Annotated in this window: 19 protein-coding genes; 10 read left to right on the forward strand and 9 right to left on the reverse strand. The window is 68.7% G+C overall.

Annotated elements, in window-relative coordinates:
• Nucleotides 1–2 precede the first annotated feature (2 nt).
• Nucleotides 3–956, reverse strand: coding sequence for a hypothetical protein (locus QSK37_RS05630; protein ID WP_285618019.1), 954 nt, complete (start codon nt 954–956; stop codon nt 3–5).
• 53 nt (nt 957–1009) lie between these two features.
• Nucleotides 1010–1864 carry an NUDIX domain-containing protein gene (locus QSK37_RS05635; protein ID WP_285618020.1) on the reverse strand — a complete coding sequence of 285 codons (855 nt, stop codon included), beginning with the start codon at nt 1862–1864 and terminating at the stop codon, nt 1010–1012.
• A gap of 199 nt (nt 1865–2063) precedes the next feature.
• On the opposite strand from QSK37_RS05635, the gene QSK37_RS05640 reads away from it, so the two are divergent.
• Nucleotides 2064–4040 carry a glycoside hydrolase family 18 chitinase gene (locus QSK37_RS05640; RefSeq protein ID WP_285618022.1) on the forward strand — a complete coding sequence of 659 codons (1977 nt, stop codon included), beginning with the start codon at nt 2064–2066 and terminating at the stop codon, nt 4038–4040.
• 44 nt (nt 4041–4084) lie between these two features.
• On the opposite strand, the gene QSK37_RS05645 is transcribed toward QSK37_RS05640, so the two are convergent.
• Nucleotides 4085–4600, reverse strand: coding sequence for an SRPBCC family protein (locus QSK37_RS05645; RefSeq protein WP_285618024.1), 516 nt, complete (start codon nt 4598–4600; stop codon nt 4085–4087).
• Between the two features lie 16 nt (nt 4601–4616).
• Nucleotides 4617–5777, reverse strand: a complete 1161-nt coding sequence (locus QSK37_RS05650) for an acyl-CoA dehydrogenase family protein (RefSeq protein ID WP_285618026.1) — start codon at nt 5775–5777, stop codon at nt 4617–4619.
• A 133-nt stretch (nt 5778–5910) separates the two neighbouring features.
• Between QSK37_RS05650 and QSK37_RS05655 the strand changes: the two genes are divergently transcribed.
• A complete protein-coding gene (locus QSK37_RS05655) occupies nt 5911–6390 on the forward strand; it encodes a thioesterase family protein (protein WP_285618028.1) in 480 nt (159 codons plus the stop codon).
• A gap of 9 nt (nt 6391–6399) precedes the next feature.
• Here the strand turns inward: QSK37_RS05655 and QSK37_RS05660 are convergent, their stop codons facing one another.
• A complete protein-coding gene (locus tag QSK37_RS05660; RefSeq protein WP_285618030.1) occupies nt 6400–6741 on the reverse strand; it encodes a DUF190 domain-containing protein in 342 nt (113 codons plus the stop codon).
• Nucleotides 6742–6794: 53 nt separating this feature from the next.
• Nucleotides 6795–7121, reverse strand: a complete 327-nt coding sequence (locus tag QSK37_RS05665) for a hypothetical protein (protein WP_285569763.1) — start codon at nt 7119–7121, stop codon at nt 6795–6797.
• 210 nt (nt 7122–7331) lie between these two features.
• Here QSK37_RS05665 and QSK37_RS05670 point away from each other — a divergent pair, with 210 nt between their 5' ends.
• Entirely contained in the window at nt 7332–7514 is a 183-nt protein-coding gene (locus QSK37_RS05670; RefSeq protein ID WP_285569765.1) for a hypothetical protein, read from the forward strand.
• 23 nt (nt 7515–7537) lie between these two features.
• Here the strand turns inward: QSK37_RS05670 and QSK37_RS05675 are convergent, their stop codons facing one another.
• Entirely contained in the window at nt 7538–7723 is a 186-nt protein-coding gene (locus tag QSK37_RS05675) for a hypothetical protein (RefSeq protein ID WP_285618031.1), read from the reverse strand.
• A 17-nt stretch (nt 7724–7740) separates the two neighbouring features.
• Nucleotides 7741–9177 (reverse strand): adenosylhomocysteinase, encoded by a 1437-nt coding sequence (gene ahcY, locus QSK37_RS05680; protein WP_285618033.1) that lies wholly within the window; start codon nt 9175–9177, stop codon nt 7741–7743.
• A gap of 120 nt (nt 9178–9297) precedes the next feature.
• On the opposite strand from ahcY, the gene mtnP reads away from it, so the two are divergent.
• From mtnP to QSK37_RS05710, 6 genes are all read left to right on the forward strand, one after another.
• Complete coding sequence (mtnP, locus tag QSK37_RS05685; protein ID WP_285618036.1) at nt 9298–10290, forward strand: S-methyl-5'-thioadenosine phosphorylase; 993 nt, start codon at nt 9298–9300, stop codon at nt 10288–10290.
• 37 nt (nt 10291–10327) lie between these two features.
• The gene (metK, locus tag QSK37_RS05690) at nt 10328–11515 is read left to right on the forward strand and encodes a methionine adenosyltransferase (protein WP_285618038.1); all 1188 of its coding nucleotides are present in this window, start codon (nt 10328–10330) and stop codon (nt 11513–11515) included.
• 2 nt (nt 11516–11517) lie between these two features.
• A complete protein-coding gene (locus QSK37_RS05695; protein ID WP_285618041.1) occupies nt 11518–12072 on the forward strand; it encodes an adenine phosphoribosyltransferase in 555 nt (184 codons plus the stop codon).
• A gap of 232 nt (nt 12073–12304) precedes the next feature.
• A complete protein-coding gene (locus QSK37_RS05700; protein ID WP_285618042.1) occupies nt 12305–13237 on the forward strand; it encodes a sensor histidine kinase in 933 nt (310 codons plus the stop codon).
• Nucleotides 13176–13889, forward strand: coding sequence for a response regulator transcription factor (locus tag QSK37_RS05705; RefSeq protein WP_285569785.1), 714 nt, complete (start codon nt 13176–13178; stop codon nt 13887–13889). The genes QSK37_RS05700 and QSK37_RS05705 overlap by 62 nt, the downstream gene beginning before the upstream one ends.
• Before the next feature lie 28 nt (nt 13890–13917).
• Nucleotides 13918–14760 carry a cyclase family protein gene (locus tag QSK37_RS05710; protein ID WP_285618043.1) on the forward strand — a complete coding sequence of 281 codons (843 nt, stop codon included), beginning with the start codon at nt 13918–13920 and terminating at the stop codon, nt 14758–14760.
• A gap of 89 nt (nt 14761–14849) precedes the next feature.
• Here the strand turns inward: QSK37_RS05710 and QSK37_RS05715 are convergent, their stop codons facing one another.
• Nucleotides 14850–15782 carry a LysR family transcriptional regulator gene (locus QSK37_RS05715; RefSeq protein ID WP_285618045.1) on the reverse strand — a complete coding sequence of 311 codons (933 nt, stop codon included), beginning with the start codon at nt 15780–15782 and terminating at the stop codon, nt 14850–14852.
• 92 nt (nt 15783–15874) lie between these two features.
• Here QSK37_RS05715 and QSK37_RS05720 point away from each other — a divergent pair, with 92 nt between their 5' ends.
• The gene (locus tag QSK37_RS05720) at nt 15875–17203 is read left to right on the forward strand and encodes an APC family permease (RefSeq protein ID WP_285569789.1); all 1329 of its coding nucleotides are present in this window, start codon (nt 15875–15877) and stop codon (nt 17201–17203) included.
• Nucleotides 17204–17238 lie beyond the last annotated feature (35 nt).

Here is a 17238-nt window from a genome sequence, read left to right on the forward strand (position 1 = left end):
CCCTAGGCGGCGTGGGAGCCGAAGGTCTTCTGGACTTCTTGGGTCATGTCGACGAGGCGGACCACGAGCCAGCCGGCCAGGTAGAGCACGAACGCGGCGATCTCCGCCAGGCAGAGGAACAGGGCCGACTCGAAGAAGTGGGAGACGAACAGCGTCACCGAGAACGTGGCCAGGAAGGCGACGATCGCCAGCGCCGCGTGCGAGAGGAACCGGCGCATCGCGCCGGCCATCGCGCCGTACGCGGCGGACAGCGTACGGGAGTGCGCCTCCGCGTCGTCCAGGGTGGCGAGGTGGCGTCTCCGGTCCGTCTCGAATCCGTCCCGCGCCGAACCGTCCCAGGCCACGGTCACTCTGGCCGACTCGTCGAGCCGGGACCGCAACGTCGAGATGTGCCGAGCGTGTGCGGCGTGCACGCTCGCCGCCGTGTCGTAGTGCCGGGGGTCGACGGCGTTCGCCCAGAGCCGGTCGGTGACCGGCCGGACCAGTGAGAGCCCGCCCAGCGGCGCGACCGTGGAGGTCAGCCTGTCGATCACGGTGCGGAGCAGCGCCGGCAGATCCTGCGGGTCCCCGGCGGTGGAGGGCGGCGACGAAGACCCGTCGGACACCGGCGGAGACGGCGTGACGACCGCCCCCGTGTCCGGGCCGGTGCCGGTGAGGTAGGACAGGTTCGCGGCCTCCGCCCCGCGGTAGCGGCCCGTCGTCTCGGCCAGCCTGGTCTGGCTGGACGCCGCGTGCCGAACCGCGTCGCCGAGTACCCGCCCGAACCGGTCGTGGGCCGTCCTGAACAGGTCGGCGGCGCCGTTGGCCGCGAGGCCCTGGGGGAAGGCCGGCAGCGCCTGGTCGGCGTGGTTCCGCTCCAGATCCCGCAGCGCCTGGACGTGCGGGGCGAGGGCGTCGTCGTGGTACCGCGCGAGACTCGCCGCGTGGACCGCGTATCCCGATTCCGCGTATCCCAATTTCTGACCCTTCCTGGCGACGTGTACGTGAACGACCGGAACCGGACCGGCGCTCAGGTGGAGCAGGAACGGCGGATCGCGTCCAGGAGCCAGCGCGGGCCCACGACCGCCGCGCCCGCGGCCTCGCAGCGGGCGCGGAGCTCGCGGTCGGCGGTGACGACGAGGCGGTGCTCGTCCGGCGCCCGCCGCGCGGCCAGGCCGGCGATCGTGTCGTCGCCGCTGCCCGGGGCGGCCACGACCTCGACGCCCTCCACCGTGCCCACGCCGCGCGCCGCGCCCTCGACGACCAGCACGATCTCCGGATAGCAGAGGTCGGCGACGGCTCCTGGAACGCCGTCGAAGCCGTCGATGGCGGCGATCTCGTCGCGCAGCCGTTCGGCCGCGCCCCGGCGGTCGCGCCACCAGCCGTCCGCTCGTGAACCCATGACGTTCGCCACGTCGACCACGAGGACCACCCGGTACAGCGACCGGCGCAGCCGCTGCCACGCATCGGCGAAGGCGGGGAACAGCTTCCGGTCCGCGACCTCGTCGGCGGGCACCCACTCCACCGCGGCGCTCTCGAACGACCGCGGGCGCACCTCGCTCCGCGTCGGCGCCGAACCGATCACCGTGTCGTACGACCAGCCGCCGTGGTCCTCGTGGGACAGCCAGTGCACGCGGACGGTCGCGGGGTCCAGCGTGCTCTCCTCGGACGCCTCGCGCAGGGCCGCCTCGACCGGGTTCTCGTGGCTGTGCCGGGCCCCGCCGAGCAGGCCCCACGTGCCACCGCCGATCGACAGCCGCGACCGCTTCTGCAACAGGACGTACGGGTCTGGGTCCATGCAGTACGGCAGCACCCCCGCCGCCCCGTAGCGTCCCCAGTGCCGATGTCCCGCGTCGCAGTTCGCCCAGCCGTCGCCGTCGCCCATGGGGGCGAGCTTAGAGCCCGCACGGCGGCGCGGCCCTCATCCGCGCCCGTCCGCCGGCGGGACGGACCGTGACTCACGGCGGTCTCCGAGGGCATTGACGCGCGGCTCCGGCCGGGCTACGGTCCGAACTTACAGGAAAGTTTCCTTTTTGTTAGTGCGGCGCCGCGCTCCTCTTTCCCGCCAGACCGAGGAGCATCAAGTGAAACGTACGATCCTCCGACTCGTCGTCGCGTTCGCCGCGACGGCGCTCCTCACGCTCCCCCACCTCGCCCGGGCGGCCGGTACGCCGACCGCGACGTTCTCCAAGGACTCCGGCTGGGGCACCGGCTACCAGGGCAAATACACGATCACCAACGGCGGCTCGACGACGCTGAACGGCTGGAAGGTCGAGGTCGACGTGCCCGCCGGCGGGTCGATCGGCTCCGCGTGGGACACCGTGCTCACCCACAGCGGCAACCACTACACGTTCACCAACGCCTCCTACAACGGCACGCTGGCACCCGGCGCCTCGGTGAGCTTCGGGTTCAACGGCGCCCCCGAGTCGGCCACGCCGACCAACTGCACGCTGAACGGCTCGCCCTGCGCGGGCGGCGGTGGCGGCGGCACCGACACCTCCGCGCCGTCCGTCCCCGGCGGCCTCCACGTCACCGGCACGACCTCCTCCTCGATCGCGCTCGCCTGGACCGCCTCCACCGACAACGTCGGCGTCACCGGCTACAGGGTGTACGAGGGGTCCACGGTCGTCGCGACCGTGAGCGGCACGAGCGCGACCGTCGGCGGGCTGTCCGCCAGCTCCAGCCACACCTACACCGTCACCGCGCTCGACGCCGCCGGCAACGAGTCGGCCAAGAGCGCGTCCGTCACCGGCACGACCCAGTCGGGCGGCGGCACCGGCGGCACGTACCAGAAGATCGGCTACTACCCGCAGTGGGGCATCTACGGCCGCAACTTCTGGATGAAGGACCTCGACGCGAACGGCGCGGCGGGCAAGCTGACCGTGCTCAACTACGCCTTCGAGAACGTCGATCCGAACAACCTCACCTGCTTCGAGACGACCAAGGCGACCACCACCAACCCCGAGGACCCGGACCAGGGCACCGGCGCCGGCGACGCGTACGCCGATTACGGCGCCTCCGTGAGCGCCGACCACAGCGTCGACGGCGTCGCCGACACGTGGGACCAGAAGCTCAAGGGCAACTTCAACCAGATCAAGAAGCTGAAGGCCAAGCACCCGAACCTCAAGGTGCTCGTCTCGCTCGGCGGCTGGACGTACTCCAAGTTCTTCTCCGACGTGGCCAAGACCGACGCGTCGCGCAAGAAGTTCGTCGGCTCCTGCATCGACATGTTCATCAAGGGCAACCTGCCCGTCTCCTCCGATGGCACGGGCGGGACGGGCACCGGCGCGGGCGTGTTCGACGGGTTCGACATCGACTGGGAGTGGCCGGGCAGCGCCGACGGGCACCCCGGCAACCACTACTCGGCGGACGACAAGGCCAACCTCACCGCGCTGCTCGCCGAGTTCCGTACCGAGCTGAACGCGCTGGGCTCCGGCTACCTGCTCACCGCGTTCACCCCCGCCGACCAGGCGAAGATCAACGCCGGCTGGGACCTGTCGAAGATCTTCAACTCCCTCGACTACGCCAACATGCAGGGGTATGACTTCCACGGCTCCGGCAGCGACAACTCCTGGGAGCCGAACCGCACCGGCGACCAGGCCAACCTGTACGTCGACCCGAACGACCCGTACCCGACGCACTTCAGCGTCGACTCGGCCGTCAAGCTCTACACCGGCGCCGGCGTGAACCCGCGCAAGGTCCTCGTCGGCATCCCGTTCTACGGCCGCGGCTGGCAGCAGGTGGCCGACGGCGGCGCGAACGGCGAGTGGCAGCAGGCGAACGGCGCGGCGCCCGGCGACTTCCCGGAGGAGGCCGGTACCCGCGGCTACAAGAACATCGCCACGAACGTCCCCGGCTGCACCGTCCACCACAACGAGCAGTCCGTCGCGACGTACTGCTACACGGGCGCGAACGGCCAGTGGTGGACCTTCGACGACCCGTGGTCGATCGGCAAGAAGACCGACTACATCAAGGCCAACAACCTCGGCGGCGCGATGATCTGGGAGATGTCGGGTGACACCGGCACCCTGATGTCCGCCCTGGACGGCGGCCTCAAGTAACGCGGCGAGGAGCGGCTCCGCGACGGGGCCGCTCCTCACCCGGCTCAGCGGCGTTCGGCCGCGGCCTTGACGGCGCGCAGGGTCGCGTCGATGTTGCGGGCGTGTTCGCGGCACCGGGCGGCGACGACCCGCTCGTGCATGTCGGGGACCTCGGCGATACGGTCGGTCAGTGGTGATCGCGCCGTGCCGAAGTCCACCGACTCGCACAGCCACGTCCGATCGCCGCGGAGCGGATGCAGCTGGTATCTCCAGACGGCGATGGGCCGGGCCGGGTCGCCGGCCGGATCGTCGGGATCGGTGACCGCGAAGGCGAACTCGCGCGGCGGGGACCAGGTCAGCACGGTGGACGTCCGGCTCCAGCACAGGTCCCCGCGCGTGTTCCCCGAGGTGAAACGGGCGCCCGGCGCCCCTTCGGTGAAGGGCGGGTCCCAGCCGCCCCCGGTGTTCTCCGGGGAGAACGTCCCCATCTTCGCCGGATCGGTCACCAGCGCCCAGACGACGGCGGGCGGCGCGGCGATGTCGATGTCCCGCTGGACGAGCGGGCGGTCGGTCAGGAGCATCGGCGTGGCCCCCGGCTCACCGGCCGGCCGAGGCCGCGTCCCGGCGCTCCGCGGTCAGCCGCCGGCTGATCACCAGGCGCTGGATCTGGTTGGTCCCCTCGAAGATCTGCAACACCTTCGCCTCTCGCATGTAGCGTTCGACCGGGTAGCGGTCGGTGTACCCGACCGCGCCGAGGATCTGCACGGCGTCGGTGGTGACCTGCATCGCGGTGTCGGTGCAGAACAGTTTCGCCATCGACGCCTCCTTGGTCAGGTCCTCACCCGCGTCGAGCCGGCGCGCCGCGGAACGGTAGAGGCAACGCCCCGCCTCGATCGCCGTGGCCATGTCGGCGAGCATGAAGGCGACCGCCTGGAACTCCCCCACGGGACGGCCGAACTGGCGCCGGGTCATCGCGTAGTCGGTCGCGACGTCCAGCGCCGCCTGGGACAGCCCGATGGCGCACGCGGCGATGCCCAGGCGGCCCCGGTCCAGGGCGGACATGGCGATCGCGAAGCCCCGGCCGAGCTCACCGACGAGCCGCTCCCGCGGGACTCTCGCGTCGTTCAGGTGGATCTGCGCGACGGGCGACCCGGTCAGCCCCATCTTCTTCTCCGGCCGGTCCGGAGACAGCCCGGGAGTGTCCTTGTCCGCCAGCAGGCAGCTGATCCCGCCCGGGCCGTCCCCGCCGGTCCGGACGAACAGGTTGTAGAAGTCGGCGTGCCCGGCATGGGTGATCCACGCCTTGGTTCCGTTGACGACGAAGTGCCCGCCGTCGGGGACCGCCTTCGTCGTCAGCGACGCCGCGTCGGAGCCGGCGCCGGGTTCGGACAGGCAGTACGACCCGAGCAGCTCGCCGCCGAGCATGGCCGGCAGCAGCTCGCGGCGCTGCGCGTCGTCACCGTGGGCGGCGACGGGAAAGCACGCGAGAGTGTGCACCGCGACCGTCTCGGCGATCGTGAGCCAGCCCCCGGCCAGCACTTCGAGCGCCTGGAGATAGTCCTCGAAACGCCATCCGCTCCCGCCGAGCTCGCGTGCGTACGGCAGGCCGAGCACGCCGAGCTTCCCGAGATCGCGGCACAGGTCGCGCGGAAAGCGGCTGTGCGCCTCGTCCTCGTCCGCACGCGGACGGATTTCCTCGGCGACCAGCTCCCGCAGCCGGGGAAGGAGTTCGTCCGGAACGGCCGGAGTGGTCGACATTATCGATCTCCCTTGCTCGGTGCTGACAGCTCTGTTTTAGTGAGGTTGACTTCGCGGGGGCCGGATACCCCGGTCGCGGGCACCTCGACCGGATAACGTATGCCCCCGTCACGACGCGGGGCCACCCTCCGCGATGACGGTGACCGAGATGGGACAGCGACGAATGCGCGACGGTCTGCGGCCTGGCCTGACGGCGACGATGACGTATACAGTTCCGCCCGAGCGGACAGTCCCGAATCTTTTGCCCGAATCGGCCGAATTCGCGGCACTGCCGAACGTCTTGGCCACCGGTTATCTCGTCGGAATCGTCGAGTGGACGTGCATCCGCGCGATCGCCGGACAACTCGACGACGCCGAACGCACCCTCGGCATCCATGTCGATCTCAGTCACGAAGGGCCCACGCCCCCCGGGGCGGACCTCACGGTGAGCGTCGAGCTCGTCTCCGTCGAGGGCCGCCGGCTCACCTTCTCCGTACGGGCGTCCGACGACGCCGGGGTGGTCTGCAAGGGAACACACGAGCGTGCGGTCATCGACATCGCGAGGTTCACCGACCGGCTGGCGGCACGCACCGGTGGACGGAGTGACGGCCAGGTGGAGGCCGCCGGACACTGAACCGGCCGCTCAGCCGGCGTCGCGGCGGCCACGGCTCCGCTCGGCGGAGCCGACGCGCCCGTACCGGTAGGCCTCGGCCGTGTCGAGCGTGACGATGCACTCCTCCGTGATGTCGGCCAGGGTCGTGAGGAACCTCCGGAGGCGTTCTTCCTGGTCGAACACCAGGATGGTGACCGGGACGTTGTCGGGGCGGCGCAGGAGTCCCCGGCGCGTCCGCCGGGAGGCGCCGATGTGACCGTCGAGGCCGCGTAACACGGTGACGTCCGCCAGCCCGGCCTCGCGGGCCCGCGCGACGATCTCGGTGTGCACGGCCCGGCGATCCCGGCGGATGCGGTCACCCACAAGGATCATCAGTCGGGCGACCGGAACCGGCACCGCCGGCCGGCGCTCCGGATCGCCTCGTGTCACTCCGGGCCACCCGGTGCGGGTGCGGCCACCGCCACGGAGTGATGCCGGACGACCGTGTCGTAGTCATCGAGGACGGCCTTCGCGTCATCGTGGACCACCGCGGTCTCGTACTCCTGCCCGGCGAAGCGACGAATCGCGTCGGTGGAATTCCAGAGGCTGAGCACCGTCAGCCGGACGCGGCCCGACTCCTCGTGGCATAAGAGAAAAGCGCCCAGGTATCCCGGCACCCGGGCCAGCTCGACGAGCACGGAACTTTCGAAATGTCGCTGGTAGGCAGCTGCTCCGTCGATGGTCGCAGAAGCGCCCCAAGTCCTGGCGATCATCGCTTCCTCCGGTGTCGCCGACGCCCGCGGACCGGCTATCGTCGGCTCCCCGATAATACTCGCCGGACAATGATTCGAGAACGAATTTTCAAGCCATTAGTGCAGCTTAATCGAGCCTTAAGTAGATGTCGATGGCATGATAAGCCATCTTAATCAATAGTTGAAGGGAGTCAACATCTCGATCCTGCAATGGCAGTCAGGTGAATTCCCATGGGATGGATGCTTCTCGCGGCACTCGCGGTCCTCGCTCTGCTCGCCCCCTGGATCGGAACGGACAGCCGCGACGGACACGACTGGTCCGCGCATCACCTCTGGCCGTACCCCGGCGGCGACGACCCGGCCGGCGACCGCTGGAACGAGCATGTGCACGCTCGTCCCAGGGGCGCCGTCTGACCGGGCCGACGGCCCGCACGCTCTCAGGAGTCCGGGTGGCCGGGGTCCTCTGCCAGATCGTTTCGCGGCGCGCCGTTGTCGCGCCGGTCCAGGGCGATCTGCAAGGCGTCGGCGGCCTTCGCCCGCACTTCTTCGGTCTCGTACCGCTGTGCCGTCAGACCGGTCCGCTCGGGCGGACCGGTCCGTACGTCCTCGCGCTCCTCGTTCATCGGGTTTCCCCGCTTGACTAGTACCGGTAGTGGTCCGCCTTGTAGGGACCGTTGACGTCGACGCCGATGTAGGCGGCCTGCTCCTTGGTGAGCGTGGTCAGCTTGACGCCGAGCGCGTCCAGGTGCAGGCGGGCGACCTTCTCATCGAGGTGCTTGGGCAGGGTGTAGACCCCCACCGGGTACTTCTCGGTGTGGTTGAACAGCTCGATCTGGGCGATCACCTGGTTGGTGAAGGAGTTCGACATCACGAACGACGGGTGACCCGTCGCGCAGCCCAGGTTCACCAGCCGGCCCTCGGCCAGCACGATGATGGAGTGGCCGTCCTCGAAGGTCCAGGTGTGGACCTGCGGCTTGACCTCTTCCTTCTTGATGCCGGGGATCTTCGCCAGGCCGGCCATGTCGATCTCGTTGTCGAAGTGGCCGATGTTGCTGACGATCGCCTGGTGCTTCATCCGCCCCATCTGGTCGGCGCTGATGATGCCCGTGTTGCCGGTGCAGGTGACGAAGATGTCCGCCTTGCCGACGATGTCATCCAGCGTGGTGACCTCGAAACCGTCCATCGCCGCCTGGAGCGCGCAGATCGGGTCGATCTCGGTGACGACGACCCGGGCGCCCTGCCCGCGCAGCGCCTCCGCGCAGCCCTTGCCGACGTCGCCGTAGCCGCACACGACCGCGACCTTGCCGCCGATCAGGACATCGGTGGCGCGATTGATGCCGTCGATCACGCTGTGCCGGCAGCCGTACTTGTTGTCGAACTTGGACTTGGTCACCGAGTCGTTGACGTTGATCGCCGGGAACGCGAGCGTGCCCGCCTTGGCCATCTCGTACAGCCGGTGGACGCCGGTCGTGGTCTCCTCGGTCACGCCCTTGATCCGCTCGGCGGTCTTCGTCCAGCGCCCCGAGCCGTCGACCGTACGGCGGAGCAGGCCCAGGATGACCTTCCACTCCTCCGGGTCGTCCTCCGACGCCGAGGGCACGGCACCGGCCTTCTCGTACTCGGCGCCCTTGTGCACCAGCAGCGTCGCGTCGCCGCCGTCGTCGAGGATCATGTTCGGGCCCTCGTCGCCAGGCCACGACAGCGCCTGGTCGGTGCACCACCAGTACTCCTCCAGCGTCTCGCCCTTCCAGGCGAACACCGGGACGCCCCGCAGATCGTCGGGCGTGCCGTCCCGGCCGACGACGATCGCCGCGGCGGCGTGGTCCTGGGTGGAGAAGATGTTGCAACTCGCCCAGCGCACGTCGGCGCCCAGCTCGACCAGGGTCTCGATCAGCACGGCGGTCTGGATCGTCATGTGCAACGAGCCCATGATCTTCGCCCCGCGCAGCGGCTTGGACTCGGCGTACTCCTCACGGACCGCCATCAGGCCCGGCATCTCGTGCTCGGCGAGTTCGATCTCCTTGCGGCCGAACGCCGCCAGTGACAGATCGGCGACCTTGTACTCGAAATTTGTCAACTCGCTCTCCATTCGCTTGGGCGATGGTCTGGACACGCCTTGAAGCCCGAGAATAAGTAGAACGGCAATCTTTCGCATAACCACCATTGGTGTAATCATGCTGCGACCAAAGTCGCACCCGTGTTCTCCGAACAGCGGATTCATCCACTGGGGCATCAGGTTATCTTCGGCGCAGCGGTGTCATCTCGCACTAAGCATTACCACCGGCGGAAGACAAGGATGGTTGATAACAAAATGACAGAAACCCGCGCGGAAGTAGGGATAATCGGCGGCAGCGGCCTGTATGAATTGGCGGAGCTGGAGAACGCCGAGACGATCGAGGTCGAGACTCCTTTCGGGTCGCCCAGTGACGCCCTGGTCGTCGGCCGGCTCTCCGGCCGCTCGGTGGCGTTCGTGCCGAGGCACGGCCGAGGTCACCGCCTCACCCCCACCGAGATTCCGGTGCGGGCGAACATCTGGGCGCTGAAGGCACTGGGCGTCCGGCAGGTCCTCAGCATCAGCGCCGTCGGCAGCCTGCGCGAGGAATACCGGCCGGGAAGTCTGGTGGTGCCGGACCAGATCGTGGACTGGACGAAGAGCGGCCGGCCGAAATCGTTCTTCGAGGACGGGATCGTCGTGCACACCTCGGTCGCCGACCCGTACTGCGGCCGGCTCCGCGAAGAACTCATGGCGGCGGCGCACAGCGCGACCGATACCACGATTCACGACAGCGGCACCTATATCTGCATTGAGGGACCGCAGTTCTCCACGCGCGCCGAATCGGAACTCTATCGGTTTTTGAAAATGGACATCATCGGCATGACCGCCGTTCCGGAGGCCAAACTCGCGCGCGAGGCGGAGCTGTGTTACTCGGCGCTGGCGCTGGTGACCGACTACGACTGCTGGCGTTCGGACGAACAGGCCGTCGAGGCCGATCTGGTCACCGCCGTCATGGCGCGCAACGCCGACGCCGCGAAGAGGACGATCGTCCGCCTCGTCGAGAAACTCCCGGCCGACGCCGAGTGCGAATGTCAGGACGCGCTGGCCCACGCGATCATCACCGACCGGGCCGCCGTGCCGCCCTCGGTGCGTGAGCGGCTGGATCTCCTCATCGGCAGACACCTCAACGCCTGATCGACCAACGACCAACGAACGAGAACGGAGGACCGTCATGAGCTATCGGCTGTTCACCTCGGAATCGGTCGCCGAGGGCCACCCCGACAAGATCGCGGATCAGATCAGCGACACCCTCGTCGACGCGATGCTGGCAGCGGATCCGCACAGCCGCACCGCGATCGAAACCTTGATCAGCACCGGCTTCGTCCACGTCACCGGGGAGGTCTCCGGGTCGCTCCCCGACGTCGAGGCGCTCGTGCGGAAGAAGATCCTGGACATCGGGTACGACTCTTCCGCCAAGGGTTTCGACGGCGCCTCGTGCGGCGTCGCGGTGTCGATCGGCGCACAGTCCGCGGACATCGCGCAGGGCGTCGAGCGCTCGTACGAGGCCCGTACGGACAGCACCGACGAGTTCGACCTCCAGGGTGCGGGCGACCAGGGCCTGATGTTCGGCTACGCGTGCTCGGAGACCCCGGAGCTGATGCCGTTCCCGCTGACCCTGGCCCATCGGCTCGCGCGACGTCTCGCGGCGGTGCGGCGCGACGGCACCATTCCGTACCTGCGCCCGGACGGCAAGACCCAGGTCACCCTGGCCTACCAGGGCGACCTTCCGGTCCGGCTCGACACGGTCGTGGTGTCCACGCAGCACGCCCCGGACGTCTCCCTGGAGGGACTTCTCATCCCGGACATCATCGAGCACGTGATCACTCCGGAGATCACCTCGCTCGACCTGGCCACCGATGACTACCGGCTCCTCGTGAACCCGACGGGACGGTTCGAGGTCGGCGGTCCCATGGGCGACGCCGGGCTGACCGGCCGGAAGATCATCGTCGACACGTACGGCGGTATGGCCCGGCACGGCGGGGGCGCCTTCTCCGGCAAGGACCCCTCCAAGGTCGACCGCTCGGCGGCGTACGCCATGCGCTGGGTGGCCAAGAACGTCGTCGCGGCCGGGCTGGCCGGGCGGTGCGAGGTGCAGGTCGCGTACGCGATCGGCAAGGCACGGCCGGTGGGCCTGTTCGTCGAGTGCTTCGGCACGGAGAAGATCCCCACCGAACAGATCCAGGACGCCATCAACCAGGTCTTCGACCTGCGGCCGGCGGCGATCATCGCGGACCTGGACCTGCGGCGCCCGAAGTACGCCCAGACCGCGGTGTACGGGCACTTCGGCCGGGAGGAACCGGAGATGACCTGGGAACGCTGCGACCGGGTGGCGGCCCTGCGAGAGGTCACGGGGATCTGATCGTGAACATCGACGCCTTGACCGACCGTCAGCGGCTCGCCGATCTGATCCGCGACAACATCCGGACCGTGCCGGACTTTCCCCGTCCCGGCATCGCCTTCCTCGACCTTTGTCCCGTCTTCTCCCAACCCGCCCTGCTCGGCGCACTTGCCGGCGCGATAAGCGACGCCTTCGCCGGCGACTTCGACCGGGTGCTGGCGATCGAGGCTCGGGGATTCGTGGTGGGAACGGCGGTGGCCTGCCACGCCGACCGGCCACTGGTCCTGGCCCGCAAGAGCGGCAAGCTGCCCGGACCGGTCGACTCGGTGCGGTACGACCTCGAGTACGGCAGCGCCGAGCTGCAGGTGCAACGGGACGTCCTGCGGCCGGGCGAGCGGGTGATCGTCGTCGACGACGTGCTGGCGACCGGCGGCACCATGGCGGCCGCCGACGAACTGGTCCGCCGCAGCGGGGCGGCCGTCGCCGGGTATGCGGTCGTGGTCACCATTCCGGGGCTCGGCGGTGAAGGCCGACTCGGTCCGGCAAAGGTGTTTTCGGTCCTACCGACAGGGAATTGAGGTCAATATCGGTCCGCGCCGGTCTGTTTTATCACCAACAACACCGGCTACAGGATTATCTGATGAATCTCTGGTTACAGGAGCATCGACTTGACACGTAATGGCTGATATGGAACCGTCCTCCTGACCGACGAGTAAACCCTTGCCACTCCCAGGTCAGACGCAAAGCATTCCGCAGTAGTGGTCATCCGTCCGCGGAAATCAACAGATCCGTCAATGAGGCGATGCGTTCATGCACGGTCCGAACCCGATCTTCGCCGACACCCGAGCATATCGGCAGAGCAATGAAGCTGATAACAGCAAGATCGATATAGCGGTATCCGCGCCCAGGCCGGACGTGGCCAATTCAACCGGCCCCCTCGACCGAGCTGGGCACGGCATCGTCACGAACCCTGCCGACGTCCGTGCACGCCCGGGAAATTCTCTGCACATTGGAGAACGAATGAACGCACACTCGACTACGAAAAACGAAACTACTATTGAAGTCGTTGAAGAGCGATTCGCGAGCACCGAGGAACTCCGCGAGTTAAGCCGCGACGTCCACGATCGGATCGCTCACTCGGTGCTCACCGTGCTCAACAGCCTTGAATTGGTGGAATTGGAACGGGAGGCGGCCGAGCCGGCGACGAGATCTCGCCTCGCCCAGGCGAAGAGGTCCACCGCGGAGACGCTCGAGGAGGTCCGGCGACTCGCCGCCCGCCTTCGCGTCCTGGCCGAACGTGTCACCCATCCTTGGAACGATGCACCCCGCAAGGCAGAGTCTTGGAACGATGCACACCGCAGGGCCGACCGCGTCTGCAAGGCCACGGCCGCACCCGCCGACCAGGCACGGACGACGGTCCCGGGCGAGGCCAGCGAGGTGCAAGACGAGCTGTTCTTAGTGGTACGGGAGGCGGTGTTCAACGCGGTCACGCACGCGCGCGCCAAGTGCGTCGCGGTCGATGTGCGGGCGGACGGAGACTGGATCAACGCGGTCGTGGAGGACGACGGGAGCGGCTTCGAACCGCACCGGCTGCCGCCCGCGAAGAGCGTCGGACTGGTCTCGATGCGTGAGCGCACCGTCCGCGTCGGCGGCCGGCTCGACATCGCCTCCTGCCCCTGCTGTGGCACTCGCGTCACCATTGGGATGCCGCTTCGGGGAGCATTGCGTGAGCACGGGGGATAGGCGGATCCGGGTCCTCATCGCGGACGACCACACGCTGTTTCGTGAGGGAATCGCGGAAATACTGGCTCGAGAAAAGGATCTGGAAGTCGCCGGCGAAGCCGATTCGGGCCGCGGACTTCTCGCGATCGCCCGGAAGATACATCCCGACGCCATCATTGTCGACGTCGAGATGCCGGGACCGGGAGCGGAGGCGACCGTACGGGAGATCGTCAGCGAACTTCCGGACACTCGCGTCATCATCTTGACCATGCACGACGATCCCGGACTCGTCGAGAAAATGCTCGCCGCCGGAGCCCGGGCGTACGTCATCAAGGGCGCCACTCGCGAGGCGCTGCTGGCCGCCGTCCGGGGAGCCAGGCACGACGACCAGCACGTGGTCGTCTCGGTTTCCCGGGAAACGGTGATCAGATTAAGAGAACCACCGGAATCCCCACTCTCGCCGCGCGAACTCGAGGTGCTGACGGCGGTTTCGGCCGGACTCAGCAACGCGCAGATCGCCGCCCGGCTGTTCATCACCGAGGGAACGGTGAAACGGCACCTGACGAATGTGTACGTGAAGCTCGACGTGACGACCCGGATGAACGCCATCAACAAGGCGATCGAAATGGGACTCATCAAACCCAGGGGCTTCCGGCACCCGAAGCACTACTGATCCGGCGCCGATCCGGAGGGAGAAAACGATGACCGACAGTTCGACCGCGACAGCGCCCCCGATGATCGAGGGAGGCCACGTCCTCGTCGACCTCTCGGTACTGATCGCCGAGGACCTGCCCTGCTACTGGTCGACCCACCAGCCGTTCCAGCACAAGACGTGGAACTGGTTTGAGAGCAGGAGCGAGCCCAGCGGCTGCGTCATCAATCGTTCCGGGCCGTACGCGACCCGGTGGATGGCGATCGACGAGCACACGGGGACGCACCTCGACGCCCCGAGCCACTTCATCCCCCCTGAGGGGTCGGGACTGCCGTACGCGGGGCCGGCCGGCGCCGTGTCGATCGACCGGGTGCCGCTCGATCGGCCCATGGGCCCGGCCGGAGTCGTCGACGTGTCCGCGCTGGTGGGCACCGTGGACGAGCCGGGCCGCAGCCCGATCATCGACGCTCGGATGATCACGGATTGGGAGGAGGAGAACGGCCGGTTCCGCCCCGGTGACGTGTGCCTGTTCCGCACCGGCTGGGACGTCCACTACCAGCGCGGCGAGGCCGGTTCGGCGTACCTGCACGACATCGTCGTGACCGGGCGGCGCCCCGCTTGGCCGGCGCCCGAGGTGGAGACCATCGAGCTGCTTCTGGAGCGCGGTGTCCGCTGCGTGGGCATCGACGCGCCCAGCATGGGGCCGGCGCACGAGGACCGCGGGCAGGCGGTGCACGTCAGCGGGCTGAGCGGGGGCGCCGTCTACGTGGAGTGCCTGACCGGGTTGGACCGGCTGCCCGAACGTGGCGCGTTCTTCTGCTTCCTGCCGCTGAACGTGGAGCGCGCCACCGGCGCTCCCGGCCGGGCCGTGGCCTGGCTACCGGCGGGATGACCCGGTTACGCCCGCCGTTCGCAGCACCCGCGACGACAGGGCCCAAGTGGATCGGGACCGCGCCGCGCGGGCCCGGTCCACGCGGGCTCTCAGCCGCTCGCGAGCCGGCGGGCCGCCTCGTCCTTCAGCTCGGCGCAGACGTTCTTGAGCACGCTCAGCATCGCCAGCGCGGCGGGCGAGCGGTACGAACCGGGCGCCAGGGCGACGCGGATCTTCCGCGACAGCGCCTTGGTGTCCAGCGGTCGCACCACGACGTCCGCACGGACCGTGGGCACGGTGAGCTGCGGTATCAGCGCCACCCCGACGCCCGCGGCGACAAGCCCCTCGACCACGGTCCGGTCGTCGGTCCGCAGCGCGACGATCGGCTCGAAGCCCACCTCACGGCAGGCCTCGGGCAGCACCTCCAGGGTCGAGCCGTGCCGGACGCCCTGGATCCAGGGCTCGCCCGCCAGGTCGGTGAGCCCGACGCTGTCCATCTCCGCGAGCGGGTGCCCGAGGGGAAGCCCGATATGGAGCGGATCGTCGACCAGATCCAGCTGCTCGATGTCGTCGGGCAGCGGGGGCTCCTGCTCGAACTGGTAGACGAGCGCGAGGTTGATCTCGTTGGCGCGCAGGCCGGACACGCACTCGTCCGGATCGCCCTGGAACAGGTCGAGCTCGATGCCGGGGTAGCGATCGCGGAAGGCGGCGATCGACCGTGCCACCAGGGTCGAGCCGGCGGTGGCGAACCAGCCGAGCCGCAGCAGCCCGGACTCCAGCCCGGCGAACGCCCGCAGCTCCTTCTCGATCGAGTCGAGCTGCTGGAAGACCGTCTCCGCCTGGCTGACGAGCAGTCGCCCCGGCTCGGTGAGCGAGACGCCGCGTGCGCCGCGCTCCACCAGGCGGGTGCCGAGCTCTCGTTCGAACGCCGCGATCTGCTGGGAGATGGCGGACGGGGTGTAGGCCAGCGCCTGGGCCGCCGCGGTGAACGAGCCCCGTCTGGAGACCTCGCGAAGAATCCACAGGCGGCGCACATCAAGCATTAAAACATTCTAACAGGAGCCTGCAGAAAATGTTGCTGGCCGAAAAGGCCTACCCGGACAAAGCTACCCTCTGGTCGCGATAGGAAGTATTCATGGCCGAAGTAGACGCGGATCGGCGGCCCCAGCGCCGGACGACGACCGAGTTGCGACGCGAGCTGGGGCTCAAGGAAGCGGTGGCGATCGGGATCGGGGGCACCGTCGGCGGGGGCATCTTCGTCCTCGTGGGCGTCGCCGGAGGTAAAGCCGGACCCGCCGCCCTCATCGCGTTCTCATTAGCCTTCGTAGCCTCTCTCTTCATCGCACTCCCCTACGCCGAACTCGCCTGCCGGCTGCCGATGGCGGGCGGCGGCTACGCGTTCGCCCGCCAGGTCCTCGGTCCCCACTGGGGATTCCTGATGGGCTGGATCTACTGGGGCGCCTACGTCTTCCTGTCCGGTTACGTGACGATCGGCTTCGGCGGCTACCTCCACGCCGCGACGGGCTTCCCCACGACGGCGGGCGCCGCGGTCCTGGTGGCCGCGTGCATCGCGGTGAACCTCCTCGGCGTCAAGGTATCCGGCGGCGTCCAGACCGCGGTGATCGCCGCGGCGATCATCGGCCTGGCCGGATTCTCCTTTTGGGGCCTGCCGCATGTCAGCCTCAGCCACCTGACCCCCTTCGCCCCGCATGGCGTCAACGGCATATTCCTGGCCGCACTCGTAGCATTCCTGTCATTCGGCGGATTCGACATGGTGGCCGCCGCCGGAGAAGAAATAAAACACCCGGAACGCAACCTGCCGCGCGCCATTCTGCTGACTCTGGCCGGCGTGCTCTTCCTTTACGTAATCGTGGCGTTCGTCGCGGTGGGCACCGTTTCCTCGGACCATCTGGGCTCCTCGGCCTCACCGCTGGCCGACGCCGCCGGCGTTTTCGGCGGCGACCTCGCGCGGCACCTCATCGTGTTCTGCGCCCTGCTGACCACGGCCGCGACGGCGAACGCCATCGTCGTGGTGACGTCCCGCACCGTCTTCGCGATGTCGCGCGACCGGATGCTCCCCGCGCCGTTCGCCGCGGTGAGCGCGCGCACCGGGTCTCCCTGGATCGCGGTGCTGATCAACGGTGTCCTGATCGGGGGCGTGGCGCTGGTCGGCACCGTCTCGATGTCCTCCTCGACCGGCGGCTTCCTGTACGTCCTCCACTTCGTGCCGCCCCTGCTGGCGCTGGTCCGGCTGCGCCGCGACGACGCCGGCGAGCGCCCGGCGTTCTCCACACCGGCCCCGCGGATCCTCGTGCCCCTCGCCTTCGCGTGTAGCGCGGGTCTGCTCGTCGCCAGCGGATTCACCGGAGTGACCATCGGCTCGGCGTGGCTCCTGGTCGGCGTCGTCCTCTACATCGGCTACTTGTACACGCAGCGCGCCGACCGCGCGGGGCGGGTGGGCTGACCGCGGGAACGACCCGTGGCGAAGGACCGGAACAC

This window comes from Actinoallomurus iriomotensis, assembly GCF_030269445.1.
GTDB classification, from domain to species: Bacteria; Actinomycetota; Actinomycetes; order Streptosporangiales; family Streptosporangiaceae; genus Actinoallomurus; species Actinoallomurus iriomotensis.